This window comes from Kitasatospora mediocidica KCTC 9733, assembly GCF_000744225.1.
In the GTDB taxonomy this organism is placed as follows: Bacteria; Actinomycetota; Actinomycetes; order Streptomycetales; family Streptomycetaceae; genus Kitasatospora; species Kitasatospora mediocidica.
In genome coordinates, this window is sequence record NZ_JQLN01000001.1 from 552,697 (window position 1) to 576,646 (window position 23,950).

Annotated in this window: 21 protein-coding genes; 7 read left to right on the top strand and 14 right to left on the bottom strand. The window is 71.0% G+C overall.

What is annotated here, in order from left to right; all coding sequences use genetic code 11:
* Nucleotides 1-71 precede the first annotated feature (71 nt).
* Nucleotides 72-4,649, bottom strand: a complete 4,578-nt coding sequence (locus tag BS80_RS02505) for a HAMP domain-containing protein (RefSeq protein ID WP_035793081.1) — start codon at nucleotides 4,647-4,649, stop codon at nucleotides 72-74.
* Between the two features lie 516 nt (nucleotides 4,650-5,165).
* On the opposite strand from BS80_RS02505, the gene BS80_RS02510 reads away from it, so the two are divergent.
* Nucleotides 5,166-5,720: a hypothetical protein gene (locus tag BS80_RS02510; protein ID WP_035792065.1), complete on the top strand. Its 555-nt coding sequence runs from the start codon at nucleotides 5,166-5,168 to the stop codon at nucleotides 5,718-5,720.
* Between the two features lie 88 nt (nucleotides 5,721-5,808).
* On the opposite strand, the gene BS80_RS02515 is transcribed toward BS80_RS02510, so the two are convergent.
* Complete coding sequence (locus tag BS80_RS02515) at nucleotides 5,809-6,705, bottom strand: RNA polymerase sigma factor SigF (RefSeq protein ID WP_083974108.1); 897 nt, start codon at nucleotides 6,703-6,705, stop codon at nucleotides 5,809-5,811.
* A 280-nt stretch (nucleotides 6,706-6,985) separates the two neighbouring features.
* On the opposite strand from BS80_RS02515, the gene BS80_RS02520 reads away from it, so the two are divergent.
* Entirely contained in the window at nucleotides 6,986-7,405 is a 420-nt protein-coding gene (locus tag BS80_RS02520; RefSeq protein WP_051965751.1) for an ATP-binding protein, read from the top strand.
* Between the two features lie 42 nt (nucleotides 7,406-7,447).
* On the opposite strand, the gene BS80_RS02525 is transcribed toward BS80_RS02520, so the two are convergent.
* Nucleotides 7,448-7,729, bottom strand: a complete 282-nt coding sequence (locus BS80_RS02525; RefSeq protein ID WP_157535782.1) for a hypothetical protein — start codon at nucleotides 7,727-7,729, stop codon at nucleotides 7,448-7,450.
* 279 nt (nucleotides 7,730-8,008) lie between these two features.
* On the opposite strand from BS80_RS02525, the gene BS80_RS02530 reads away from it, so the two are divergent.
* The gene (locus BS80_RS02530; RefSeq protein WP_051965754.1) at nucleotides 8,009-10,474 is read left to right on the top strand and encodes a lysylphosphatidylglycerol synthase transmembrane domain-containing protein; all 2,466 of its coding nucleotides are present in this window, start codon (nucleotides 8,009-8,011) and stop codon (nucleotides 10,472-10,474) included.
* A gap of 7 nt (nucleotides 10,475-10,481) precedes the next feature.
* Here BS80_RS02530 and BS80_RS38945 read toward each other — a convergent pair whose 3' ends face one another.
* From BS80_RS38945 to BS80_RS02550, 5 genes are all read right to left on the bottom strand, one after another.
* On the bottom strand, nucleotides 10,482-10,670 hold the full coding sequence (locus BS80_RS38945; RefSeq protein WP_083974110.1) for a universal stress protein: 189 nt from the start codon (nucleotides 10,668-10,670) through the stop codon (nucleotides 10,482-10,484).
* A 45-nt stretch (nucleotides 10,671-10,715) separates the two neighbouring features.
* Entirely contained in the window at nucleotides 10,716-10,943 is a 228-nt protein-coding gene (locus tag BS80_RS02535) for a hypothetical protein (protein ID WP_035792070.1), read from the bottom strand.
* Nucleotides 10,944-10,960: 17 nt separating this feature from the next.
* Entirely contained in the window at nucleotides 10,961-11,443 is a 483-nt protein-coding gene (locus BS80_RS02540) for a DUF5994 family protein (protein WP_157535784.1), read from the bottom strand.
* A 341-nt stretch (nucleotides 11,444-11,784) separates the two neighbouring features.
* The gene (locus tag BS80_RS02545; RefSeq protein ID WP_035792073.1) at nucleotides 11,785-13,560 is read right to left on the bottom strand and encodes a phosphoketolase family protein; all 1,776 of its coding nucleotides are present in this window, start codon (nucleotides 13,558-13,560) and stop codon (nucleotides 11,785-11,787) included.
* Between the two features lie 293 nt (nucleotides 13,561-13,853).
* Nucleotides 13,854-14,771 carry a slipin family protein gene (locus tag BS80_RS02550; protein WP_051965757.1) on the bottom strand — a complete coding sequence of 306 codons (918 nt, stop codon included), beginning with the start codon at nucleotides 14,769-14,771 and terminating at the stop codon, nucleotides 13,854-13,856.
* A 521-nt stretch (nucleotides 14,772-15,292) separates the two neighbouring features.
* Between BS80_RS02550 and BS80_RS02555 the strand changes: the two genes are divergently transcribed.
* From BS80_RS02555 to BS80_RS02570, 4 genes are all read left to right on the top strand, one after another.
* Nucleotides 15,293-16,102: a GAF and ANTAR domain-containing protein gene (locus BS80_RS02555; protein ID WP_035792076.1), complete on the top strand. Its 810-nt coding sequence runs from the start codon at nucleotides 15,293-15,295 to the stop codon at nucleotides 16,100-16,102.
* A 179-nt stretch (nucleotides 16,103-16,281) separates the two neighbouring features.
* Complete coding sequence (locus BS80_RS02560; protein WP_035792079.1) at nucleotides 16,282-16,869, top strand: ANTAR domain-containing protein; 588 nt, start codon at nucleotides 16,282-16,284, stop codon at nucleotides 16,867-16,869.
* A 623-nt stretch (nucleotides 16,870-17,492) separates the two neighbouring features.
* On the top strand, nucleotides 17,493-17,831 hold the full coding sequence (locus tag BS80_RS02565) for a hypothetical protein (RefSeq protein WP_198045406.1): 339 nt from the start codon (nucleotides 17,493-17,495) through the stop codon (nucleotides 17,829-17,831).
* A gap of 221 nt (nucleotides 17,832-18,052) precedes the next feature.
* A complete protein-coding gene (locus tag BS80_RS02570) occupies nucleotides 18,053-18,445 on the top strand; it encodes a hypothetical protein (RefSeq protein ID WP_035792081.1) in 393 nt (130 codons plus the stop codon).
* Nucleotides 18,446-19,101: 656 nt separating this feature from the next.
* Here BS80_RS02570 and BS80_RS40290 read toward each other — a convergent pair.
* From BS80_RS40290 to BS80_RS02595, 6 genes are all read right to left on the bottom strand, one after another.
* Nucleotides 19,102-19,356, bottom strand: coding sequence for a hypothetical protein (locus tag BS80_RS40290; RefSeq protein ID WP_157535786.1), 255 nt, complete (start codon nucleotides 19,354-19,356; stop codon nucleotides 19,102-19,104).
* A gap of 191 nt (nucleotides 19,357-19,547) precedes the next feature.
* On the bottom strand, nucleotides 19,548-20,243 hold the full coding sequence (locus BS80_RS02575; protein ID WP_157535788.1) for a hypothetical protein: 696 nt from the start codon (nucleotides 20,241-20,243) through the stop codon (nucleotides 19,548-19,550).
* Between the two features lie 159 nt (nucleotides 20,244-20,402).
* Entirely contained in the window at nucleotides 20,403-20,627 is a 225-nt protein-coding gene (locus BS80_RS02580) for a ferredoxin (RefSeq protein ID WP_232246315.1), read from the bottom strand.
* Entirely contained in the window at nucleotides 20,618-21,961 is a 1,344-nt protein-coding gene (locus tag BS80_RS02585) for an NADH-ubiquinone oxidoreductase-F iron-sulfur binding region domain-containing protein (RefSeq protein ID WP_083974112.1), read from the bottom strand. The genes BS80_RS02580 and BS80_RS02585 overlap by 10 nt, the downstream gene beginning before the upstream one ends.
* Nucleotides 21,958-22,695 carry a ferric reductase-like transmembrane domain-containing protein gene (locus BS80_RS02590; RefSeq protein ID WP_051965758.1) on the bottom strand — a complete coding sequence of 246 codons (738 nt, stop codon included), beginning with the start codon at nucleotides 22,693-22,695 and terminating at the stop codon, nucleotides 21,958-21,960. The genes BS80_RS02585 and BS80_RS02590 overlap by 4 nt, the downstream gene beginning before the upstream one ends.
* The gene (locus BS80_RS02595) at nucleotides 22,692-23,654 is read right to left on the bottom strand and encodes an FAD:protein FMN transferase (RefSeq protein WP_035792085.1); all 963 of its coding nucleotides are present in this window, start codon (nucleotides 23,652-23,654) and stop codon (nucleotides 22,692-22,694) included. Before BS80_RS02595 ends, BS80_RS02590 begins: the two co-directional genes overlap by 4 nt.
* Nucleotides 23,655-23,950: the final 296 nt, after the last annotated feature.

A 23,950-nucleotide genomic window follows, 5' to 3' on the forward strand; every position in this document is an offset into this window, starting at 1 on the left:
ATCGGTGGGCTGGTCGGCGACGGACGGATCGGTGGGCTGGTCGGCGACGAACGGATCGGTGGCGCCGGGCGCTACGGCTGGAGGCACCGTTCGATGCAGGCGATCAGGTCCCGTGCGTCCACCGGCTTGGTGATGTAGTCGCTGGCGCCCGACGCGAGGCTCTTCTCCCGGTCTCCGATCATGGCCTTGGCGGTGACGGCGATGATCGGCAGGTCGGCGTGGGCCGGCATCGCGCGGATCGCGGTGGTGGCGGCGTAGCCGTCCATCTCGGGCATCATGACGTCCATCAGGATCAGGTCGATCCCGGTGTTGGCGGTGAGGGTGTCGATCGCGGCACGGCCGTTCTCGGCCTGTAGGACGCGCATGCCGTGCAGTTCGAGGATGCCGGTGAGCGCGTACAGGTTGCGGTCGTCGTCGTCGACGACGAGCGCGGTACGGCCGGCGAGCGACCCGTCGACGTCCTGGGTGAACGGCGTGGCCGCGTCCTCGGTGCGGACCAGCGGCAGCACGTCGCCCGGCTGCTCGGCGCTCATGTGCAGGGCGATGCGCTCGCGCAACTCGTCCAGGCTGGAGAGGAGTTCGAGCGACTGGACGGTGGCACGCTCCTGCAGGGCGTGTTCCTGTTCGGCTCCGAGGCGGCGGTTGTTGTGCGCCAGGACCGGGACGTTGTGCAGCGCGGTGTCGCGGGCCGTCTCCTCCAGGAACCGCAGCGCCGCGCCGTCCGGCAGGTCGAGCTCCAACACCACGCAGTGGCACGGCGTCGCCGCCAGGGTCGCAGCGGCCTCCTGGGCGCTGACGGTGGTGATGACCTCCACCGGCCCGCGCGGGTCGCCGAGGTTCGGGTGGGCGGCGAGGTCGGCGACCGCGCTCTCCGCCACCAGGGACAGCAGACCGCGCGGCCGCTCCTCGATGACCAGCAGCCGCTTGGGCTGGAGCGCCTCCGCCACGCCCGGGCCCGCCGGCTGCGCCTGCCCGCCGAACGCGGTCGCCGCCTCGGTCACCGTGGGCTCCAGCGCCGCCCGCGTGCTCTGGCCACTCAGCTCGACGAACTCCGGCCGTGCGACGGGCAGGTAGAGGGTGAAGGTGCTGCCCTGGCCGGGCACGCTCTCGGCCGTGATGGCTCCGCCGAGCAGGAAGGCGATCTCCCGGCTGATGGACAGCCCCAGACCGGTGCCCCCGTACTTGCGGCTGGTCGTCCCGTCGGCCTGCTGGAAGGCACCGAAGACGCTCTCCAGGTGCTGGGGGGCGATCCCGATCCCGGTGTCCGAGACATGGAAGGCGATGACCGGCCCGCCGTGCCGCGCGGACCGCGGGGTGCGTGACTCCTCGGCCATCTCGATCCGCAGTTCGACGCTGCCCTTCTCGGTGAACTTGACCGCGTTGGAGAGCAGGTTGCGCAGCACCTGGCGCAGCCGGTAGTCGTCCGTGAACAGATCCGCCGGCACCGTGGCCGCCGTCGACACGGAGAACGTCAGGCTCCGCTGCGTGGTCAGCGGGCGGAACGTCGCCTCGACGTAGTCGAGCAGCTTGCGCAGCGGGATGCGCTCGGGGGTGACGTCCATCTTGCCGGCCTCGACCTTGGAGAGGTCGAGGATGTCGTTGATGAGTTGCAGCAGGTCGGAGCCCGCGGAGTGGATGATGCCCGCATACTCGACCTGCTTGGCGGTCAGGTTCCGGCTCGGGTTCTGCGCCAGCAGCTGGGCGAGGATGAGCAGGCTGTTGAGCGGGGTGCGCAGCTCGTGGCTCATGTTGGCCAGGAACTCCGACTTGTAGGTCGACGCCAGGGAGAGCTGGTGGGCACGGTCCTCCAGCTCCTGACGGGCCTGCTCGATCTCCAGGTTCTTCGTCTCGATGTCGCGGTTCTGCGAGACCAACAGGACTGCCTTCTCCTCCAGTTCCGCATTCGAGGACTGCAACTCCTCCTGCCGGGCTTGGAGTTCGGCTGAACGTGCTTGCAGCTCGCCGGTCAACCGCTGGGACTCGCCGAGCAGTTCGTCGGTGCGCGCGTTGGCCATGATGGTGTTGACGTTGACGCCGATGCTCTCCATCAGCTGTTCGAGGAAGTCCCGGTGGACCGGGGTGAAGTCGTGCACGGTGGCCAGCTCGATGACTCCCAGGACCTGCTCCTCCACCACGATCGGCAGCACGATCAGCGAGTTGGGCTGGGTACGGCCCAGGCCCGACGACAGGCTGATGTAGCCGGCCGGAAGGGCGTCCACGGTGATCGTGCGCCGGCTGCGGGCCGCCTGGCCGACGAACGACTCGCCGAGTCGGAAGCGGGTGGGGGTCGCGCCGGGAGGGCAGGCGTAGGACTCGATCAGATTGAGGTACACGGTGTCGTCGCTCTCGTCCGCCAGGTAGAAGGCACCGTACTGGGCCGACACCAGGGGCGTGAGTTCGTCCATGATCAGCTCGGCGACCACCGCGAGGTCGCGCCGGCCCTGCATCAGGGCGGAGATCCGGGCCAGGTTGGACTTCAGCCAGTCCTGCTCCTCGTTGGCCCGGGTGGTCTCGCGCAGCGACTCCACCATGAAGTTGATGTTGTCCTTCAGGTCGGCGACCTCACCGGAGGCGTCGACCGTGATCGAGCGGGTCAGGTCCCCGGCGGCCACCGCGCTGGTCACCTCGGCGATCGCGCGCACCTGGCGGGTGAGGTTGCCCGCCAGTTCGTTGACGTTCTCGGTGAGCCGCTTCCAGGTGCCGGAGACGCCCTCGACTTCGGCCTGCCCGCCGAGCCGGCCCTCACTGCCGACCTCGCGGGCCACCCGGGTCACCTCGGCGGCGAACGCGCTCAGCTGCTCGACCATCGTGTTGATCGTGGTCTTCAGCTCCAGGATCTCGCCCCGGGCGTCGACGTCGATCTTGCGGGTCAGGTCTCCCCGGGCGACGGCGGTGGTGACCTGGGCGATGTTGCGGACCTGGCTGGTGAGGTTGTGGGCCATGAAGTTGACGTTGTCGGTCAGGTCCTTCCAGGTGCCCGCGACATTCGGCACCCGAGCCTGTCCGCCGAGGGTGCCCTCCGTGCCGACCTCGCGGGCCACCCGGGTCACCTCGTCCGCGAACGCCGAGAGCGTGTCGACCATCGTGTTGATCACGCCGGCCAGCGCCGCGACCTCGCCCTTGGCCTCGACGTTGATCTTCTGCGACAGGTCGCCCTTGGCCACCGCCGTGGCCACCTGCGCGATCGAGCGGACCTGGCCGGTCAGGTTGGAGGCCATCACGTTGACGTTGTCGGTCAGGTCCTTCCAGGTGCCGGAGGCGCCGCGGACGGTGGCCTGCCCTCCGAGGTTGCCCTCGGTGCCGACCTCGCGGGCCACCCGGGTCACCTCGTCGGCGAACGCGCTCAGCTGGTCGACCATCGTGTTGATGGTCTCCTTCAGCTCCAGGATCTCGCCCCGCGCGTCCACCCGGATCTTCTGCGACAGGTCCCCCTGGGCGACCGCGGTGGTCACCTCGGCGATCGAGCGGACCTGCGCGGTGAGGTTGTCGGCCATCACGTTGACGGACTCGGTCAGGTCCCGCCAGGTGCCGGACACGTCGCGTACGTCCGCCTGACCGCCGAGCTTGCCCTCCGTGCCGACCTCGCGGGCCACCCGGGTCACCTCGCCGGCGAAGGACGAGAGCTGGTCGACCATCGTGTTGATGGTGTTCTTCAGCTCCAGGATCTCGCCCTGCGCGGTGACGTTGATCTTCTGCGACAGGTCGCCCTCGGCCACCGCGGTCGCCACCTGCGCGATCGAACGGACCTGCGCGGTGAGGTTGCCGGCCATGAAGTTGACCGAGTCGGTCAGGTCCCGCCAGGTCCCCGACACGCCCTTCACGTCGGCCTGGCCGCCGAGGATCCCCTCGGTGCCGACGTCCCTGGCCATCCGGGTGACCTCGTCGGCGAAGGCGCTGAGCTGGTCGACCATCGTGTTGACGGTGTTCTTCAGCTCCAGGATCTCGCCACGCGCGTCCACGGTGATCTTCTGCGACAGGTCGCCCCGGGCCACCGCCGTGGCCACCTGTGCGATGTCACGGACCTGCGTGGTCAGGTTGCCGGCCATGAAGTTGACCGAGTCGGTCAGGTCCCGCCAGGTACCGGCGACGCCGGGCACCTGCGCCTGTCCGCCGAGCCTGCCCTCACTGCCCACCTCGCGGGCCACCCGGGTCACCTCGTCGGCGAAGGCGCTGAGCTGGTCGACCATCGTGTTGACGGTGTTCTTCAGCTCCAGGATCTCGCCACGCGCGTCCACGTCGATCTTCTGCGACAGGTCACCCCGGGCCACCGCCGTGGCCACCTGCGCGATGTCACGGACCTGCGTGGTCAGGTTGCCCGCCATCGCGTTGACCGAGTCGGTCAGGTCCTTCCAGGTCCCCGAGACGCCGGGCACCTCGGCCTGGCCGCCGAGCTGTCCCTCGGTGCCGACGTCGCTGGCGACCCGCGTCACCTCGGAGGTGAACAGCGAGAGCTGGTCGACCATCCCGTTGAAGACGGTGGCGATCTCACCCAGCAGGCCGTCCGCGTCATCGGGCAGCCGGGTGCCGAAGTCCCCGTCGCGCACGGCGGTCAGCCCGGCCAGCAGGCGCCGCAGATCCGGTTCGCCGACCTGCGCGGGACCATCGCCCTGGTTGCGCTGGGCGCTCTGGGGCTTCGCCGAGCCAGCCATCCGGATGCCACCTTCCTCGTCGTGCACCAGGCCGCCGGGCCCACCACAGAGCATGCCCGCAGGCTCCACGCGCGACGAAGGGGTGCCGCGCCAGAACCGTTCCGGGCACCTGAACGTACCGCCCTGGACGCTACCGCACCCCCTTCGCGGAGGGCTAACCCCAGCACCGAAAAGCCCTGCCACGATGCCTCCCTTCTGCTCGCACGCCTCACCTGTACCTATTTCGCGGAATTCGCGGAATTCGCTGAACCGACAGGAATCGAATCGGCCGCAGCGGGCAGGCGTGGTGCGAGGTCGACTCCGTACTCCCCCCTCCGGAGAGCGGCCCGCGGAAGGCCTCGGATCCCCCTCCGAGGCCTTCCGCCCGTCCGTACGTCCGCCGCCGGTCCGTCTGCCGGCCCGCCGGGCGCATGAAGGACTCGAAGGCGGGCAGCCGACCTCCCGGAAGCCCTCCGCGTAAAGCATCTGACGAAACGTCAGACCAGCGGGAGCGCCTGCCACCCGAGAGGAGGACCTGTGAATCACACAGGCTCAGTACAGTCGGTACAGAAGGCCGCGGGCCAGGCCCGCGGCGCCATCGCCGAAGAAGTCGCCGTCGCCACGCGCGCGGTCGTGCAGGCCGGGCAGCCGGCCCTGGACCGGCTGCTGCCGCCGGTCACCTCGGCGGCCTCGGAGTTGGGGAACGACCTCGGTCGTGCCGCCGAGCAGACCCGTCGCGGCTACCGGCGCCACGTCGCGCCGCGGCTGGCCGCACTCCCCCACCTCACCGGACCGAGCGCGGCACAACGCTCCCGGACGCGCAGGCGCCGCGTCACCGGTCTCGTCTCGGCCGGCCTGCTCGGGCTGGCCGGCGCCCTGACCTGGCAGCGGCTGCGCAGCCGTCAGGGCGCGACGGAACTGGACGACGCGTCGGAGCTGGCCGCCTGGCTGGGCCGCGCCGACGACCGCCCGTCGCCCTGCGACGCGGTGGCCGCCGTCTCGGACCGCGGGATCGCCGCCGCCGAGTCGCTGGAGGAGGACACCCTGACGACGGGGGCCGTCCCGCCGAAGTCGGCGGAGCTGGACGGCTAGTACCGCGTCAGGTCCAGCAGTGAGCCCGCCGCGCGTTGGCCACGCGCGGCGGGCTCACTGCTGCTCCGGCCGGTGCCGGCACGGGGTGCTACGACTGCGCCGGGGCCTCGTCGGTCAGCAGGGCCTCGCGGAACCGCTTCAGGACGCGGCTCAGGATGCGCGAGATGTGCATCTGGGAGAGCCCGAGCTGCTCGCCGATCTGCGCCTGGGTCAGCTCGGCGCCGAAGCGCATCGACAGGATCGTCCGCTCGCGCTCGGGCAGCGCCGCGATCAGCGGCTTCAGGGCTTCGAGGTCCAGTGCCCGCTCGAAGGCCTTCTCCTCGAACGCGAGGCGAGCGGCAAGGACGTTCTCGCCCTCGTTGCCCTCGGGCGCGGCGTCCAGCGAACGGGCGGTCTGGGCGTTGCTCGCCTTCAGGCCCTCGATGATCTCCTGCTCGGGCAGGTCGAGGCGCTCGGCGAGTTCGGCGACCGTCGGCAGCCGGTCCAGCACCTGCTCCAGCTCGTCACTGGCCTTGGCCAGCGCCAGCCGCAGCTCCTGCAGGCGGCGCGGCACGTGCACCATCCAGCCGGTGTCCCGGAAGAACCGCTTGATCTCGCCGCTGATGGTGGGCAGCGCGAACGTGGAGAACTCGACGTCGAAGGCCGGGTCGAAACGGTCGATCGCCTTGATCAGGCCGATCGTGCCGACCTGCACGATGTCCTCCATCGGCTCGCTGCGGTTGCGGTACTTCCCCGCCGCGAACCGCACCAGCGCCATGTTGAGCTCGATCAGCGTCCCACGAACGTAGGAGTACTCCCGCGTCCCCTCCTCCAGCGTGCGCAGCCGGGCGAACAGCTCCTTGGACAGCGCCCGTGCGTCCGCCGGTCCCACCGTGCGCGGGTCCTCGATCTGCGGCAACGGCTCCCCGGGCGCGGCAGGCGCGACGTGAACGGGCGCTGCGGCGATCTCACCGGTCAGCGGTGTCAGGTCCTGAAGGGTCGGCATGAAGATCTCTCCCTGGTTGACATCCGTCGTTACCGTCGGCGCTTACCCCGCTTCCCGCCGACGATGCACGGCAGTTCACAACTGGCCCCGTCTACCCCTTTTTGTCCCGATATACCCCACCGCACAGCGGCCCCGCGAGCCGTGTCACGGCGCAGCACCGGCAGAGCCGGACAGGTGTCGGCGGGGCCGACTACGATGCCGTTAGGCCCGCGCTCGCATGCATCGCTGACGCCGGGGCAGAGGAGCACCGGCGACAGAGACGTGAGGGGCGTGGCTACGCATGGACATCGAGCAGACAGCTGCTCCCCTGCACACCACCCTCGCCCTGGACGGCCTGGCGGGATCCATCGCCGCTGCCCGCACCCACGCCCGCGCCTTCCTCGCGGAGTGCCGCCATCCTCCGCTGACGCAGGCGACGGCCACCGACGCCCTGGTGCTGATCAGCGAGTTGGTCACCAACGCCGTACGCCACTCCCCCGGGCCGTGCGCCCTCGGCCTGGTCTACGACGGTGACGCCCTGGTGATCGCGGTGAGCGACACCGGCCCCGACCTGCCCCGGCGCCGCCCGGGCGACCTGATCACGGGCGCCGGGGGATTCGGGTGGAACGTGCTCACCAGCCTGACCAAGGACATCCGGATCACCGGCCACGTCGGCGGGTGGAAGACCATCGTGGCGCTCCTGCCCGTCCAGCCCGCCTGACCGCCTGCCCGTCCAGCCCGCCTGACCGCCTGACCGCCTGCGTTACGCAGGGTCCCGCAGGCGGGCCGCGGCCGAGGCAAGGACGGCTTCCGCGGTGTGAACGACCTTCAGACGGCCCACCTCCTCGTCCGTCATGAGCAGCACGAACAGCGGGTCGGGGGCCGGCCGCCGCAGGGCCACCCGCCACACCGTGGCAACCGCGCGCCGGACCAAGCCACGCGCACGCGCCCACCAGGCGCACAGCCCGGGCCACACCTGTTCCACGAAGACCACCGCCGCTACCGCGAGCAGCGCTCCCAGGTCGGCCATGTCAACATCGCTCATCACGTGTCCCCTTCGCTCCGTCCCCGATCCCGTCCCCCGTCCCCGGCCCTGATCCCCGGCCCTGATCACCTCGCGGGTCGCCTTCCCCAGGTCGCCCGCTCCAACCGCTCCCCGGGGATCGCCTCACGGCTCCTCGGGTTCTCCGGGCACGGCCTGGTGGAAGTCGACCGTGACCTCCTCGCTGGCCGAGCGCAGTCGCCCTTGCGAGGCGCAGCATGGAGGCGTCGGCCGACCAGTGAGGTGTGTCATGGACCGTGTCGTTGTCGGTGGCCAGCAGCGATGACCGGGGAGCGTCAGCCGTCCCTCGCGGTCGGCCCCGATGAGCTCCTGCTTCCGGCGCGGGCGCGCCGTCCCGAGGATCTGGTGCGCTTCGTCCTCGGAGCGGTCCTGATCGCGCTGACGCTGCTGGCGGCGGACGCCGCCCAGAGCACCGCGGGCGGATTGAACGCCGACGCCGCCCGCGGGGCCGGCCGGGCGCCGCAGGTGCTGCTGAGCGTCGCCGGATCCTTCTCCACCGTCGCGGTACTGCTGGTGCCGGTGGCGTTCGTCGGCCAGCAGATCCTCCGGCGCGATGGTCGCCGGATCGCCGCCGGCGTGCTCGCAGCGGTGCTCGCCTACGGGACGTCCCTGCTCGTCGACCTGTGGGCCATCCATCTCGCACCGCACGCCGTCCTCGCCGCGCTGACCGGTCCGGTGCCGGGAGGGACAGGCTCCACCGAGCCGGTCCTCAGCTATCTGGCCGCCGTGCTCGCCTGCATGACCGCGGCCGGTGTGGCGCAGCAGCCGCGCTGGGCGGCAGCGATGGCGGTCCTGCTCGGTCTGAACGCCCTGACGGTCCTGGTCGGTGGGTCCGTCGGCGTGCTGTCGCTGCTCCTTGCCCTGCTGATCGGGTGGACCCTCGCGCACGGAGCGACCTACGCGCTCGGGTCTCCCAACGCGCGCCCCACCGCTGCGGATCTGTTCGCCGGCCTGGACCAGCTCGAGTTCAGTCCGGTGACGGCCCTTCGCACGCCGGGGACGGGAGCTCACGCCCGGCACCACTACCTGGTGGGCCAGGCGGACGGACAGCCCGATCTGGATGTCGTGGTGCTGGGACGGGAGTCGTCGGGGTTCGGCTTCCTGCGACGGACCTGGCAGCGCGTGCGGCTGCGCACCGCGCCGCAACGTCGCAGCCTGCTGTCCCTACGCGGCGTCCTGAAGCAGGAGTCCCTGCTCTGCTACGCCGTCCAGGCGGCCGGTGCCCGCTCCCGGCGGCTGCTGGCCGTCGCGGAGCTGGGACCGGACGCAGCATTGATCATCTACGAACCGCTCACCGGACACACCGTGGACCAGCTCCACGACACCGATGTCACCGACGCGCTCCTGAGAGACACCTGGCGGCAGGTGAAGCTTCTGCACTCCCGACGGATCGTCCACCGCAACCTGGTCGCCTCCTCCCTGCTCGTGGACGAACGCGGCACCGTCCATCTGGTCGGCCTCGAAGACGGCGACGTCGCGGCCGGCGACCTGGCACTGCGAACCGACGTCGCCCAACTACTGACCACCGCCGCTCTGCGGGTCGGTCCCCGACGCGCCGTCGCCGACGCGTTCGCCGTGCTCGGACCGGACCGGATCGCAGCGGCTGTGCCACTGCTCCAGCCGCTCGCGCTGTCCCGCGGCACCCGGACAGCGCTCAAGTCGGCAGCGCTCAAGTCCCAGGGCGAAACGAGCCCGTCGGCACCCGAAGCCGCTCCCGGCCCCGACCTTCTCGGCCGGCTCCGCGACGAGATCCTGCGCACCCGCCCGCAGGCTCCGGTGGAGCCGGCCCGCCTGGAGCGACTGCGCCCGCGCACCCTGGTCACCGTGCTCGGCGGCGCCACCGCCGGCTACTTCGTGCTCCTCCAACTCTCCAGCAAGAGCGCCAATCCGCTGACCGCCTTCCAGCACGCGCAGGCCGGCTGGATCGTGGTGGCAGCCCTCGCCTCGGTGCTCAGCTACGGCGCCGCCACCATGAGCTTCGTGGGGTTCGTCCCGGAGCGGCTCAACCTGCGCCGGGCCGCCCTGGTTCAGCTGGCCGGCTCGTTCGTCAACCTCATCACCCCCAGCGGGGTGGGCGGAATCACGATCAACACCCGCTCCCTGGAACGCTCCGGCATCCCACCACGCAAGGCGATCGCCAGCGTCGGCGCCTCCCAGGTGATCGGACTGGTGCTGCACGCCCTGCTGTTGCTGGTCTTCGGCTTCCTCGCCAGCACCCCGCGCAGCCCTTCACTGCCGGCCCCGCCCGTGCTGATAGGCGGCCTGCTGACCGTGGCCGTCCTCGCCCTGGCCGCGACCGGCATCGCGCCGGTGCGGCACAGGCTCGCCGCCCGCCTGCAGCCGCTGGTGACCGGCGTGCTGCCACGGCTGCTGGACCTGCTGCAGCATCCGTACCGACTGGCCGTCGGGATCCTCGGGCAGCTCCTGGTCTCGCTGACTGCTGTGGCCTGCCTCTACACCTGCGCGCTCGCCCTCGGACAGCATCCGAGCTTCGCCGCCGTCGCGGTCGCCGACCTCGTCGGCGGCGCCCTGGGATCCGCCGTCCCGACGCCCGGCGGGGTCGGAGGCGTGGAGGCCCTGTTGAGCGGCGCCCTGGCGCAGGCCACCGGAGTGACCTACCCCGCCGCGCTCAGCGCCGTCCTGCTGTTCCGGCTGCTGACCTTCTGGCTGCCCGTGCTCCCGGGCTGGCTGGCCTTCGCCTGGTTGCAGCGCCGCCGAGCACTCTGACCACGACCTACGGGTGCGGGACGACGGCGGTCGGCGCCTTGGCGTGGTGGATCACCGCGTGGGTGACCGAGCCCATCCGCGCGCCGAAGCCGTGCGCGCGGGTGCGCCGCCCGACCACCACCAGGGCGGCCCCTGCGGAGGCGCCCTCCAGAGCCGCGGCGGCCCCGCCGACCCGGACGTCCTCGACGACCTCGATGTCGGGAAACCTCCCGCGTCACCGGCACCCGTGGGTCGGGACGGTTCAGCGGCCGCCTGCACAGACCGGGACTTCGGCGTCGACCCAGTCGCTGATGACGTCGGCCCTGTGCAGGTGCCCGTAGGGCAGCGCGATCCGGGCCTTGGCGATCGCCTCGCTCTTGGACAAGCCTTCCCTGACCATGTACTTCATCGTCAGCCGGGCCAGTACGGCGAGTTCCTCGCCCCGTACCTGACCCGTCCGTCCCTCGGTGCTCAGCGTGCTACCGAACATGGCTCCTCCGTCAGTTGTCAGGCGGCCCGGGGGAAGACCGGCCCGCAGGCGTGGGGGCCGCCTTCCAGATCCCAGTCGCCGACCCGGGACGCTCCGACGACCGCATAGGCGTCTTCGTCGGTGTCGGCCAACAGAGCGGTGGCACTCTGGGTGTTGTGCACGTCCGCGGCGGCGGCCATCAGCTTCGCGGCCCGCGCGGGCTCGCACTCGGGCGGGATCACCAGGAGGTCCCAGCGCCCGGTGTGGTAGGAGAGCAAGCAGAGGTCGGCGGGGTCCTGCTCCGCGTCGAACCAGCCCACGCGCAGGATGTGACTGCCCGTCGGAACCTCCGCCGGGATGTGCGGCCACATCCGCACATTCACCGTGACGCGGGTGATCCGTGCCCAACACTCGTCCAACACGGCTATCAGTGAAGGCAGTTCACTGGTGAGGTCACGTGAGCGGGGCCACCAGGCGCCGTCCACCATCCCCCGGGTCTCGCTGGGCGGTTTCAAGGACATCCGAACCGCATGCGTCGAACCGGGGACCGGCTCGGTCGGCATCGGGCGGACGGTGGTCGTGGTCATGGTGCGAACCCGTCTCCGGGCCGGTGAGGGCCCGGACTGGTCGTTCGCCGGAGACGATGCCGCCCTGAATGGCGATGTACGAAAAGCCCTCGGTAGTTCAACCGTACTCCGGCGCGATCCTGCCCGGAGCGTCCCGAGGGTGCCGACTGCCACAACACGCCACGCGACCGACGAACCCCGGTGACGGGCGCCCGATCAGTCAAATGGCCACCTTCCCCTGCGTCGCCGGCGGGAGACGCACGACCGAGAACCCACATCCGCGAGAGTGCGGCTGCTCAGCGGGGGCCGCCCCAGGTCCAGTCCCGGATTTCGGGCAGGTCCGTTCCGTGCCGGTCGATGTAGCGGTCGTGTTCGACGAGCTTGTCCCGCATCTGCTGCTTGAGGTAGTCGCCGCTGGCGCCGAGTTGGGGCAGTCGGTCGATGACGTCCTGGACGAGGTGGAAGCGGTCCAGGTGGTTCTGTACCCGCATGTCGAAGGCGCTGGTGATGGTGCCCTCCTCGTTGTAGCCGCGCACGTGGAGGTTGTGGTTGGTGCGGCGGTAGGTGAGCCGGTGGATCAGCGAGGGGTAGCCGTGGAAGGCGAAGATGATGTGCTTGTCGGTGGTGAAGAGCGAGTCGTAGTCCTGGTCGCTGAGACCGTGCGGGTGGACCGTGTCGGGCTCCAGCTTCATCAGGTCGACGACGTTGACCACCCTGACCAACAGGTCGGGCAGGTGCTCGCGCAGGATGGACACTGCGGCCAGGACCTCCAGGGTGGGTGTGTCCCCACAGCAGGCCAGGACGACGTCCGGCTCGCCGCCCTGGTCGTTGCTCGCCCAGGGCCAGATGCCGATGCCCTCGGTGCAGTGCACGACCGCGTCCTCCATCGACAGCCACTGCGGCATCGCGCGCTTGCCCGCCACGACGACGTTCACGTAGTGCCGGCTGCGCAGGCAGTGGTCCATGACGGAAAGCAGGCAGTTGGCGTCCGGCGGGAGGTAGACCCGCACGACGTCGGCCTTCTTGTTCACGACGTGGTCCAGGAATCCCGGGTCCTGGTGGGTGAATCCGTTGTGGTCCTGCTGCCAGACGTGCGACGTGAGCAGGTAGTTGAGGGACGCGATGTCGCGGCGCCAGGGCAGCTGCCTGGTGACCTTCAGCCACTTGGCGTGCTGGTTGAACATCGAGTCGACGATGTGGATGAACGCCTCGTAGCAGTTGAACAGGCCGTGCCGCCCGGTGAGCAGGTAGCCCTCCAGCCAGCCCTCGCACTGGTGCTCGCTGAGCATCGAGTCCAGCACGCGGCCTGACGGAGCAAGGAACTCGTCGCCCTCCACCGTGATGGTCTCGGGGTCGTCGCCCGAGACGAAGTGCGGCTCCCAGCCGCAGCCGCGCAGGTACTGCGTCAGTTCCTTGTCCCCGATCCGGGCCAGGATGGTGGGGTTGCTGATCTTGTAGCCGTTCAGGTGCAGGATCGGCAGCACCGCCCCGTCGCCGACCGGGTCGAGGAACCTGGTGGACTGCCAGGAGGTGGCCAGGGGTCCGGTCTCGGCCTCGCCGTCACCGATGACACAGGCCACGATCAGGTCGGGGTTGTCGAAGACCGCCCCGAAGGAGTGGCTGAGGGAGTATCCGAGTTCGCCGCCCTCGTGGATCGACCCGGGCGTCGTGGGTGCGACGTGGCTGGAGATCCCGCCGGGGAAGGAGAACTGGGTGAACAGCCTCTTCATCCCCGCCTCGTCCTGGCTGACGTCCGGGTAGATCTCGCTGTAGGTGCCCTCCAGGTAGGTGTTGCCCACCAGCGCCGGGCCGCCGTGTCCGGGGCCCGCGACATAGAGCATGTTCAGGTCGTACTCGGTGATGACCCGGTTCAGATGCACGTAGAGGAAGTTCTGCCCCGGGGTCGTGCCCCAGTGGCCGACGATCAGCGGCTTGACGTCGGCCAGTTCCAGGGGGCGCTTCAGCAGCGGGTTGTCGTAGAGATAGAGCTGGCCGACCGACAGGTAGTTGGCGGCGCGCCAGTAGGCGTCCATCCGCTGGAGCAGTTCGGGGGTGAGGGTTGGGGTGTTCATGGGGTCAGCGCTCCTTGTCGGCCACCGACGGCGGGGCGCTGGGGGCGCTCGGTGTTCGCATGTTCCTTGAGGAGGGAGCCGAGGTGGCGGGTGGCGGCCAGGAGGGCGGTCATGGGGTCCTTGCCTTCGGATGCCGTCGCGTTGGACGGGGAAGGTCATGCAGCGGGCTCCGGGCGATCAGGTGTGGTGACGCTGGGGCGGCTTGCAGGGCCGAGGCTTCGAGACGGGCGGCAGGTGCTGCTGCGGCCGGCTGCGCTCTGCACGCTCCGCTCGAAGCCTCGGATCCTCGGTGGCTACCTCTGCGGGACGGCGCGTCCTCCGTTGACTGCTGCCTCTTGGGCCGGCAGGGGGTGGGTCGGCTGCTTGATGAGCGGCAGCGCGGTCCCAGCCTTCGCCTTGTCCAGCCCCACCACGGGAACCGGCGGTGTCAGCGGGGTTGCGGCAGCGGTCTCGCGGGCGAGGAAGGAGCCGAGTTCGCCGATGGTGCTCATCAGCGGTGCGGGGAAGACGACGGTGGTGTTCTTGTCCACGCCGATCTCCACCAGGCTCTGCAGGTTGCGCAGTTGAAGCGCCAGCGGGTGTTCCATCATGATGTCCGAGGCATCGCCCAGCGCGGCGGCGGCCAGCGACTCGCCCTGCGCGTTGATGATCTTTGCCCTCTTCTCCCGCTCGGCCTCGGCCTGACGGGCCATCGCCCGCTTCATGGACTCGGGCAGCTGGATGTCCTTCAACTCCACGAGCGTGACCTCGACGCCCCACTCCACGGTGGTCACGTCCAGGATCTCGCGAATGCCCAGGTTGATCGTGTCGGTCTCGGAGAGCGTCTCGTCCAGCGTGTGCTGTCCGACGACCTTGCGCAGCGTGGTCTGGGCGATCTGGTCGATCGCGGCGTAGACGTTCTCGATCGCCACGACGGACTTCACCGCGTCGACGACTCGGAAGTAGGCGACCGCGGACACGTCCACGCTGACATTGTCGCGGGTGATGATGCCCTGGGACTGTATCGGCATGGTGACGATCCGCATCGAGATCCGGTGCAGGACGTCGACGATCGGGACGATCAGGGTCAGGCCGGGCTTCTTCGAGCCGCGGACCCGGCCGAGCCGGAACAGCACACCCTGCTCGTACTGCTTGACGATCTTCACGGACATTGCCAACGCCAGCAGGAGGACCAGTACGACGAGGACGAGGACGATGATCAGGGCTTTCATGGTGTGCCTCTGTTCAGTTGTTGGCGGGACAGCCCGCACGGGCCCGCCTGCTCGGGCTGCGGTTGCGGGGGGCGGCGGCCGGCCGGCCCGGCCGATGTCGGCCGGTCGGCCGGGAAGCGCGACGGGTCGTCGGCGGGAGCTGCCGGGTCGGCCTCGTGTACGGCGGTGTCCGGGGCACCTGCCGCATGGGCAGCTCTGCGAGACGATCCGTTCATCGGCCGGGCCGTCGGAGAAGGTGGGTCGCCAGAGGTGGCGGGCAGCTGCATGAACATGGTGATCCTCACGTGAGGAGGTCACCGAATGTGCCCGGTTGCGAGCTGATCGCTCCCGAGGCGAGCGCAAGGCTGGCCGTCGTCTCCGGGCTGGCTGCTAACTCAACCACCATCGACAGTACTCGCGGCCCGCGCATACTGTCGATGCCGCCCGTTCAGGGCCGGCCGGGCGGACAATGGGCACCAGGGGCCGCCGAGTCCGGAAAACCCGCGCCGGGCCGCGAGCGGTGCTGCGCAAAAGGGGTGCCCATGACCGAGACGACGACCTCCGGCGCATCCGAGCGACCGGACGCACCGCCGCCGGGCGACGAACCGGACCGGGCGGACCGGGCAGCCGCCGACGACGCAGACCTGCGCGAGAGCCTGGCCGACCTGTCACGGCTCGCCACCGGCCGGTTGGACCTGCGGGCGATGCTGACGCACGTCGCCGAGTTCGCCGTGCGCGCGATCCCGGGCGCGGACGGCGCGGGCCTGACCCTGCTGGAGAACGACCGGGCGGACACCATCGTGGCCAGCGCGGACTTCGTCCGGGAGGTGGACGCGGTCCAGTACGGCATCGGCGAGGGACCGTGCATCACCGCGGCAGCCGAACGGCGCACGGTGCGCTCCGCGCACCTGGGCAGGGACCCCTCGTGGCCGCGGTTCGGGCCGCGGGTCAGCCGGCTGGGGGTGCACAGCGTGGTGTCGCTGCCGCTGCTGGCCGGCGACGGGGTGCTGGGAGCGATGAACGTCTACGCCCGCACCGAGGACGCCTTCGACGCGCGGGCCGTGGAACTCGGCGAACTGTTCGCCGTCCCGGCCGCGATCTCCGTCCAGAACGCCCAGGCCCTCGCCCAGGCCCAGCGGTTGGCCACTCAGCTGCAGTCCGCGCTGACCCACCGCGCCGCGATCGACCAGGCGTTGGGCATCCTGATGAGCCGCAGCGGCTGCAGCCCGGCCGAGGCCTTCGACAAGCTCCGCGTGATGAGCCAGACCCAGAACCGGAAGGCCTCGGCGGTGGCGCAGCAGCTGCTCGACGAGGCGGTCGCCCGAGCGCGCGCCCGCCACAGCGCTGACTGACCACGGTCCGCTCCGGTGATACTGGCCCGCTCAGCGACGGCGGCGTAGCGTCGAAGATACGGAGGCCGCGAGACGACAGGTCCCGACCCGCCGCCAGTCTCCGCCCACCGCGCGCCGCGTTCCGCCGCGAGCGGACCAGGAAGTGCTGCCGGGCGTTCGGGACGTCCGGAGTTCCCGTCGTGGACATCTCCGGCTCACTTGCCGCCGAACTCAAGACCCTCACCGACGCCCTCGGACGCCCCAGCACCGACCTCACGGACTCGGTACGGAAGCTGGCCGACGGCCTGCGCTTTGCCGTGCCGTCCTGGCTTGGCCTCACGCTGACCCTCGTCCTGAACGGACTGCCGCTGGCACTCACGGTCCTGGACGACGGCATGACCCCCCGCCGCATCGCCACCTCCGCCGCGATGCCACTGACACCCGTCCACGGCGCCGAACACGGCAGCTCGATCGTGTTCTACGCCGGCACCTCAGGCGCCTTCGTCGACTTCGCCGCCGATGCCGCCTACGCACTCGGCCTGGAGCTCGACGACGTCGCGCTCGACCAGCACCTCACTCCTGCGAGCAGAACCTCGGGCGTCACCGGACTGGCCGATATCGCTGGGCTCAACCAGGCGATCGGCATCCTCGTCGACCACGGACACACCCCGGACGAAGCCCAGGCCGAACTACGCCGCCTAGCACGCCACGCACGAACCAGCCTCAGCGCCACCGCCCAGTTGGTCATCCACTCTGCGTCTCAGCATTCCCGGCCAGGGGCGCTGTGACTCCCGCACACCGCGCGATACCGGCCTTACGGGTGCTCCGCATACGACTACGCCCACCTGCCCTCCGGTCCCGGCACTCCGCCCCTCCCCCGCCCACTGACGGACCAGCGCCCGGCAGACCGGCTCGTCGGCCACGGGTGCCTGCAGCAACACCAAATCCTTCTCTCCGCGGCGGCCTCGCCGACCTCAACCTGCCACAGGCAACGCATGATTCGAAGCGCAGCCGGTTCACGCGCCCCGCGCTCGGCACGACTCTGTCCCGAAGCGCACGGCGGTGCTCTGGCGGCCCTAGCTCGGTGCTGTCGAGCAGGCTGGGTGTCAGATGCCCTGGTATCACGAGCTTGCCGCCACCGAGACCCGGCGCCCTCACGATGCGGCAGTGGAACGCATTGCCCGTCATGCCGAGCCTGAACGAGCGGGATCCCGATTCAGAGGATTCTCGTAGCCACCGACGGTGGCCCCCTTGCTGACAATACGTCAGCATTGTTCCTGCCACGTCAAGTCCGCGCTCGGTGGCAGCTCCCCGATGTGCACCCCACGGGGACGCGCCGGGCTCGCCGCCGCGCCCGACGCCCCGGTTTTCCGCACCACCAGGTACCCCTTCCCATTCCCCGGAGGCTCTGATGCCCATGCCCGCACTCGCCCCTGCCCGCATTCTCCCCAGAGCGGCGGCCGCGCTGCTCTGCCTGGCCGTGTCCTGGATCCACGTCCAGGACCAGGGAGGATTCCCCGGCGACAAGACACCGCACTACGTCGCCAACGGCTACTACCTGCTGGAGGCGACCGGCATCCTCTGCGCGGTCCTGCTCCTCGTAGGCAGCCGGCTACGCGTCAACCACATCGAGTGGCTGCTCGCCGCCGGCGTCGCCCTCGGCCCCTGCTCGGCTTCGTCCTCTCCCGCGGCCCCGGGCTGCCCGATTACAGCGACGACAAGGGCAACTGGACGGAGCCCCTCGCCCTGATCAGCGTCGCCGTGGAGGGCACCCTCCTGATCATGGCTGCCACGATCCTGCTGACTGCCTTCAAGGCCGGACGGAACACCGTCGGACAACGTGTGCCCAGCCGCTCGACCGCCCGCTGACCGGGGCGGCAGCCACGCCAGAACCCTCGGGAATCGACCCACTCGCCGACCAGGGATCGTCCGTCCATCGCGCGTTGCTCCGAAAGCAGGGATGCCGCCCGCATGAACCGGATCCAACTCCGCGCCACAGCAAGCAGCTTCACCCTCGCCTTCCTCGCACTCATCGGTTCCCCGACGTCCGCTGCCACACCGACGTCCGGCTGCTCCGCCGTCGTCGCCCATGGCAAGCAGATCTGCCTCAGCGTCAGTCCGCAGACCATCACCGCGCACACGATCGTGCGAAAGGGCGGTCGAGGCTGGTTCGGCCAGATCGAGATCGACGACCCGACCGGCCTCCTGATACGCACCGGTGACAACTCCCTGCCGGCGCCCGCCGACTGGGCCACCAGCCAGGCCGGCACGGGTCGCGGCCGATACTGCGCCATCGACTGGCGCCGGGACGTCTACGGCCAGACCTTCTTGGAAGAGAACAGCACCTGCATCACGGCGAGTTGAGGAACATCGCAGCGAGCGCCCCCCAGCAACGAACACCCACCCCCACCGCCGTCTACGACCCGCATCGGGCACCCCACCCTGAGAGCGCGCCCGAAGAACAGGAGAGGACACACTGATGACTGGAGGACGGCTCACACGACGCAGTACCGCGACCGCGGGCCTGGCAATCCTTTGCCTGGCGGCACTGCCCACAGCTGCCGGCGCGACCACCCCACGTTCCGCTGTCACGACGTGCTCCGGACAACGGATCGGCAAGTCCATCTGCCTGAACTTCGACGGCCCGGCGTCTGCGCCGACCAGCGTGACGGCCACGGTGAACGTCGCCACCGGTGGCCGCGGTTAGGGAGGCCGGATCATCCTCAGCGGACCCACCGGTCAACTTCTCGTCACCGGCCTGCACACGCTGCCGGCGCCCGGCAGCTACGCGGTCACCGTACCCGGCGACGGACCCGGCCAGTACTGCGGCCTCGACCAGGCATGGGACGGCTTCTCCCAGGTGTGGGCGTACCAGGAGGAAATCTGCGTCACCACCCCCTCAGCAAACTGAGAGCACTCCAGGGCGGTGCGATCGGACACCACATGCTCCCCCCCTCGCACTCTCTGCGATCAGCGAATGCGATGGGGCTGCCGGCCAGTCGGATCCTGTGTCGACCGGGTCAGGAACCGCCGGATGTGACGTGGTGCCGGCCGGTACCAGCGGATGGGGGCTGGGCGGACGGCTGCAGGTGGTGCTGCGCCGGCGAACTGCTCGTGCCGGGGTTTGTGGCAGTTGCGGCCTGACCGGGCAGGACATGGGCGAAGACACCGGCCAGGGCCGCGCAGAGCACCGCTGCCGCTGCCGCGCAGCGACGGGTCCAGGACGCCGTCCTCGCCAGGCCCTCGTCACGCAGGCGCTTGCGAGGGGTGTTCACGGGCCGCACCTCCAGATGCTCACCGCGCTGACGGTGCAGCCGTATCCGAGAGGCGGCGCACCAGGATTTCACGCTGACTCCAGTGTGCTGGAGCATCGGTATGAGACGGGTGAAGAAACCCTGCAGGACTTCTTCAGATGCGCGCTCGGCACAGGTCGATGGTCGCCCTCGGCCGGTACCCCGTTGCCCGGCTACGCGCCGCTTGTCGCGGAAGCCACAGAACGCCGGGCGTGGTGGCGCGAGTCGTGGTGAGTGGATGAGCTCCAGTGGGACGCCAGGGGCGCGCCGGCCAGAGCGATGGCGAGCCCCGCGCCCAGGGCCAGCACCAGCAGCGACCAGCGCGCGGCTGCACCACCGATCCGGGCGGAGCCGGAGCCGTGGCGTGCCGACCGGGTCCGCAGATCGGCACCGATCAGGCGGGGCAGCCGCCAGGCGTGTGCCAGGACGTGCGCTGTCATCGCGGCGGCCCAGCACACGAAGCTGGCCTTGTGCAGGAAGAGGACCGGGACCGGTCCGGTGTCGCGTCCCAGGAGGGCGAGCGTGCTGCCGGTGGCCAGGAGCGCGACGGTGGTGACGACCACGAGGGGTGCGAGCAGGCGCAGCAGCAGGTGCGGCGGCCCCTGGCGGCGGTAGGCGGGGTGGCCGGTGTAGTAGCGCACGAAGCGGTAGCCGGTGGAGCCGAGCTTGAGGCAGACCGGGCCTATCAGCAGCATGCCGATGAAGAAGTGCCAGGTGAGGAGCTGCCCCAGGAAGAGGATGGTGACGCCCTGGGCGGCGAAGAGCACCAGCAGGAGCGCGCCCACGGCGGCGATCAGTCGCCGGTTGCCCTCGGGACCGCCGCGGCGGCCCTGGTCCTGCGGCATGGTCCCGCTCTCTGCTGGTGCCATGTCGCTGCTGGTCAAAGCCATACGGGCCGTCCGCCTTCCACTGGTGCCGGTCCGGGGTTCGCGCGGTGCCCCGTGTCTGCGTCAGGCCAGGGCAGACAGCAGTGTGCCGGAGCATCGACTAAGAAGTGGTTCAGGTCACGCGTGAGATGTCCGCCGCAGTCACTGGCGGTCGGTGGCCCGGTCGAGCCGCAGGGCCAGGACCGGGCAGGCCGCGACGGCGCGCCGGGCGTGGGTGAGCAGGTCGTCGCCGACGATGGTGTCGCGGATGATCGGGTAGCCCCATTCGTCGAGGTCGATCAGCTCGGGGAGCAGTTCGGCGCACAGGCCTCGTCCGTCGCAGGCGATGCGGTCGATGCCGAGCCGGTGGGTGCGGGTCATCGCCATCCCTCATCCTGGGGGGCCTGGGCGTCGGGGAAGGGCAGGACGGGTTGGCGACCGGCGGCGGCGCATGGTCCGCCGTTGAGGTGGTGGTGGACGTCGTCGGCGAACGTGTGCAGTGCGGTGGTGGCGAGCCGGGCCGCGCCGTCGGGGTGGCGGCAGGCGCCGCGGCCGGGGAGCTGGCCGGTGCGGCGGTGCAGTCGCTCGATCAGCGCGGAGTCCGGTCGGCCCCAGGCGAGTTGGATGAGGTCGTCGGCGACGGCGGGCAGCCCGAAGCGGCAGGGTCCGCACTGGCGGGCGCTCTGGGCGGCGAGGTAGTCCAGTACCCGGGCGGTTTCGGCGAGACCGCACGCGTCCTGCGGAAGGGCGACCAGGACGCCGGCGCCCGGCCCGGCACCGGCTGCGGCGAGGTCGGTCTTGGTGAACGGAACGGCAGCGGCGGGGGCAGCGGGGAGCCAGCTGCCGAAGAAGCCGCCGACCAGGATCGCCTGGACGGGCTCGGCGGCTCCTCCCGCAGTGCCCAGGATGCTCCCGAGCGGCGTGCCGAGCGGGATCTCGTAGACGCCGGGAACGCGGACGGCGCCGGAGAGCGTGACCAGGGTGGTCCCCGGAGCGTCCGGCCGTCCGGTGCTACGGAACCACTCGGCGCCGTAGCGGGCGATGAGGGCGAGGTGCGCGAGGGTCTCCACGTTGTCGACGAGGGTCGGGCGTCCGTCCACACCCTTCTCGAAGGGCCGGGGTGGGGTGGCCATGGGGCGGGCCTCGCCGCCGTTGAGCCACCGCACCAGGGAGGTCTCCTCGCTGGAGACGTAGTGGTGCGGAAGGGCGTGCACCTGCACGGGGATCCGGTCGAGCCCCGCCCGGCCGCGCTCCTCGATGGCTGCCGTCAGTCGGCGAACCTGATCGGCCCGGGTGCGCGGCAGGCACAGGTGGACGGCCTCGGCCCCGACGGCTGCGGCGGCCAGCGTGGCACCGTCCAGGACCAGGTGCGGGGCGAGGTCGAGCAGCACCTCGTCCTTGCGGCTGGCCGGTTCGCTCTCCATGCCGTTGACAACCACCACGGCCGGCCTGCGGCCCTCGGAGACCGAGCGCAGCTTGCGGCCGGTGGGGAACGCGGCGCCGCCGCGTCCGGTCAGTCCGGCTTCCTCCACGGCCTTGATCAACAGGGTCGCCGGATGGTGGCCGGGGGGCAGTGGGGGTGGGCCGTAGCGGTGCAGGTGCTCCGCCAGGTCGGCGCGCCCGCCGGTGCTGTACCAACCGTGCAGCAGCCGGGCGCCGTGCGGGCCGCTGCGCCCGTCCTGGGCCTGCCCGGTCAGGACGGCGTCCGGTCGCTCGTTCACGCGCTCTCTCCCGTACGGTCGACGGTCGTTCGGTCAACGGTCACGGTGGCGACGCTCGGTTCGGCGCCGTCGGCGCGGTGCGCCCAGCCGGCCTTGAGCGGGCCGGTGGCCAGGAATACCGCCAGCACGACCGGGACGGTGGCGACCACGAGGGCAGCCCAGACCCGGCCGACCCGGTGGCCGGGGCCTGCCCGGTAGAGCCGCCACCACACGGCGACCACCACCACGGCCAGGCAGCCGGTGGAGAGGACCAGTTGGAGCGAGAGCCGGGTGTCCGTCCCGGTCCCCGCGCCGTGGAACAGGGCCAGCGGCCAGCTCGCGTACGCCAGCCAGTGCACCGCCTTCCAGCGCCGCTGCCCGATCCGCAGCCGCACCGCACTGGTCACCAGGACGGCGAGCAGCAGGTCGAACGCCAGCGTTCCCAGGCCCAGCCAGAGCGGGCGGTAGGAGGAGGCGAACGGCACGAACGCGTCCAGCCAGGTCAGGTGCACGAAGGTGTCGGCGATCGCGGTGACGATGTGCAGCGCGAGGAAGACGAGCGTGAGGATCGCGAGGTTGCGGTGCAGGGTGCCGATCTCGAAGCGGGCGATCCGCTTGGGCGTGTACTGGCCACCCGCGACTATGCCCAGCATGACGGTGGCGGTGAGCAGCAGCAGGGCGACGGTGCCGCCGGCACGGGTGGCGTACCAGAGGGGGCTGGGGCCGGCCGCGGCGAGCTGGACGGTACCGATCATCGGGGGCCTCCCTCAGGGCGGTGGGGGCTCGGCAGGTCGGCGGGCCAGCCGCCCAGCCGGGCCACGGACCCGTCCACGCGCACCAGCCGCGCCGGCAGACCGGTTTCGCGCAGCCAGTCGAGCGCCCGCTCACCGCGGACGATCGCGGCGGTGCTGGCCGTGTTGGCGTCCACGCAGGTCGCGGCGGCGACGCTGACGGTTCGCCAGAACGGCGCGGCGACGTCTCCGGTGGCGGGGTCGACGATGTGGTGGAGCCTGCGGTCGGCGCGCTGCCAGGTCCGCACGGTGGTGCCGGAGGTGGCCAGGCCGCCACTGCGAACGGCCACCACCGGGTCGGACTCGCAGGAGGGCGCCGCGTGGTCGTCGGCGATCGCTATCTGCCAGCCTTCGGCCGGCGCGGGGCCGGCGGTGGACAGGTCGCCGCCCAGGCACACCAGCACCCCGCACCCCGCGGCATCCGCGGCACGCCCTGCCGCCCGGTCCGCAGCCAGCGCCTTGGCTGTTGCGCCCAGGTCGAGCGCCGCCCCGGGTGGCAGTCGCAGGCGTCGGCGCTCGGGGTGCCACTCGACGGTGCGCCAGCCGGACGGGCGCACCGGCGCGACCGGGCGGACGTCCTCTGGCCGCAGCGAGGCGAAGGTCCGGTCGTAGCCGAGTGACACGAGCGACGGTCCGACCGTCGGGTCGACCGCGCCGCCGGTGAGTTCGGCGGCGCGCAGCGCGGTGGTGATCGCCTGCGCAAAGAGCGGCCCGACCGTGACCGGGTGCCCGGAGGCGGCGTTGACCTGGGACAGCTCCGAGTCCGGGCGGAACCGGCTGCAGGCCAGGTCGATCGCGGCGAGCTCTTCCTCCAGGACCTGCCGGGCCGCCTGGATCCGGGTGGGATCGGCGACCAGCAGCACCGCGGTGGTGCCGAGCGCTGTGAACCGGGTGACGCCGGGGCCGGCCGTCGTGGCGCTCATGATGCACCGGACTTGGTGGGCGGCGGCTGGGGAGGCTGGACGACCGGCGCGGGCGGCTGAGCCGGGGGCTGCAATGCGGGCGGCTGCGGAGCAGGCGCCTGCCGAGTCGGCGCGGGAGCCGGCTGCGGCGCCCGGCTGGTGGGGATGCTCGATTGCGTGCGCGCCGGCGTCGGTGCCTGCGGGCGGGCGGGGGCGGGTGAGGTGGACGGTTCGGTGGGCGCCGGGGCGGTCGTCGGCGCCATGGACGGCGTGCTGGGCGCGGCACTGGCCGGGTCGGCTCCCGTCGAGGGGGAAGC

Bases quoted from the DNA above. Each gene is read 5' to 3' on its own strand.
- BS80_RS02530 (WP_051965754.1), top strand. From the start codon at position 8,009: ATGACCGGGGAGCGTCAGCCGTCCCTCGCGGTCGGCCCCGATGAGCTC.
- BS80_RS02505 (WP_035793081.1), bottom strand. From the start codon at position 4,649: ATGGCTGGCTCGGCGAAGCCCCAGAGCGCCCAGCGCAACCAGGGCGAT.
- BS80_RS02565 (WP_198045406.1), top strand. From the start codon at position 17,493: ATGCCCATGCCCGCACTCGCCCCTGCCCGCATTCTCCCCAGAGCGGCG.
- BS80_RS02535 (WP_035792070.1), bottom strand. From the start codon at position 10,943: ATGTTCGGTAGCACGCTGAGCACCGAGGGACGGACGGGTCAGGTACGG.
- BS80_RS02545 (WP_035792073.1), bottom strand. From the start codon at position 13,560: ATGAACACCCCAACCCTCACCCCCGAACTGCTCCAGCGGATGGACGCC.
- BS80_RS02515 (WP_083974108.1), bottom strand. From the start codon at position 6,705: ATGCCGACCCTTCAGGACCTGACACCGCTGACCGGTGAGATCGCCGCA.
- BS80_RS02540 (WP_157535784.1), bottom strand. From the start codon at position 11,443: ATGTCCTTGAAACCGCCCAGCGAGACCCGGGGGATGGTGGACGGCGCC.
- BS80_RS02520 (WP_051965751.1), top strand. From the start codon at position 6,986: ATGGACATCGAGCAGACAGCTGCTCCCCTGCACACCACCCTCGCCCTG.
- BS80_RS02550 (WP_051965757.1), bottom strand. From the start codon at position 14,771: ATGAAAGCCCTGATCATCGTCCTCGTCCTCGTCGTACTGGTCCTCCTG.
- BS80_RS02580 (WP_232246315.1), bottom strand. From the start codon at position 20,627: ATGGCGATGACCCGCACCCACCGGCTCGGCATCGACCGCATCGCCTGC.
- BS80_RS02570 (WP_035792081.1), top strand. From the start codon at position 18,053: ATGAACCGGATCCAACTCCGCGCCACAGCAAGCAGCTTCACCCTCGCC.
- BS80_RS02555 (WP_035792076.1), top strand. From the start codon at position 15,293: ATGACCGAGACGACGACCTCCGGCGCATCCGAGCGACCGGACGCACCG.
- BS80_RS02595 (WP_035792085.1), bottom strand. From the start codon at position 23,654: ATGAGCGCCACGACGGCCGGCCCCGGCGTCACCCGGTTCACAGCGCTC.
- BS80_RS02525 (WP_157535782.1), bottom strand. From the start codon at position 7,729: ATGAGCGATGTTGACATGGCCGACCTGGGAGCGCTGCTCGCGGTAGCG.
- BS80_RS02575 (WP_157535788.1), bottom strand. From the start codon at position 20,243: ATGGCACCAGCAGAGAGCGGGACCATGCCGCAGGACCAGGGCCGCCGC.
- BS80_RS02590 (WP_051965758.1), bottom strand. From the start codon at position 22,695: ATGATCGGTACCGTCCAGCTCGCCGCGGCCGGCCCCAGCCCCCTCTGG.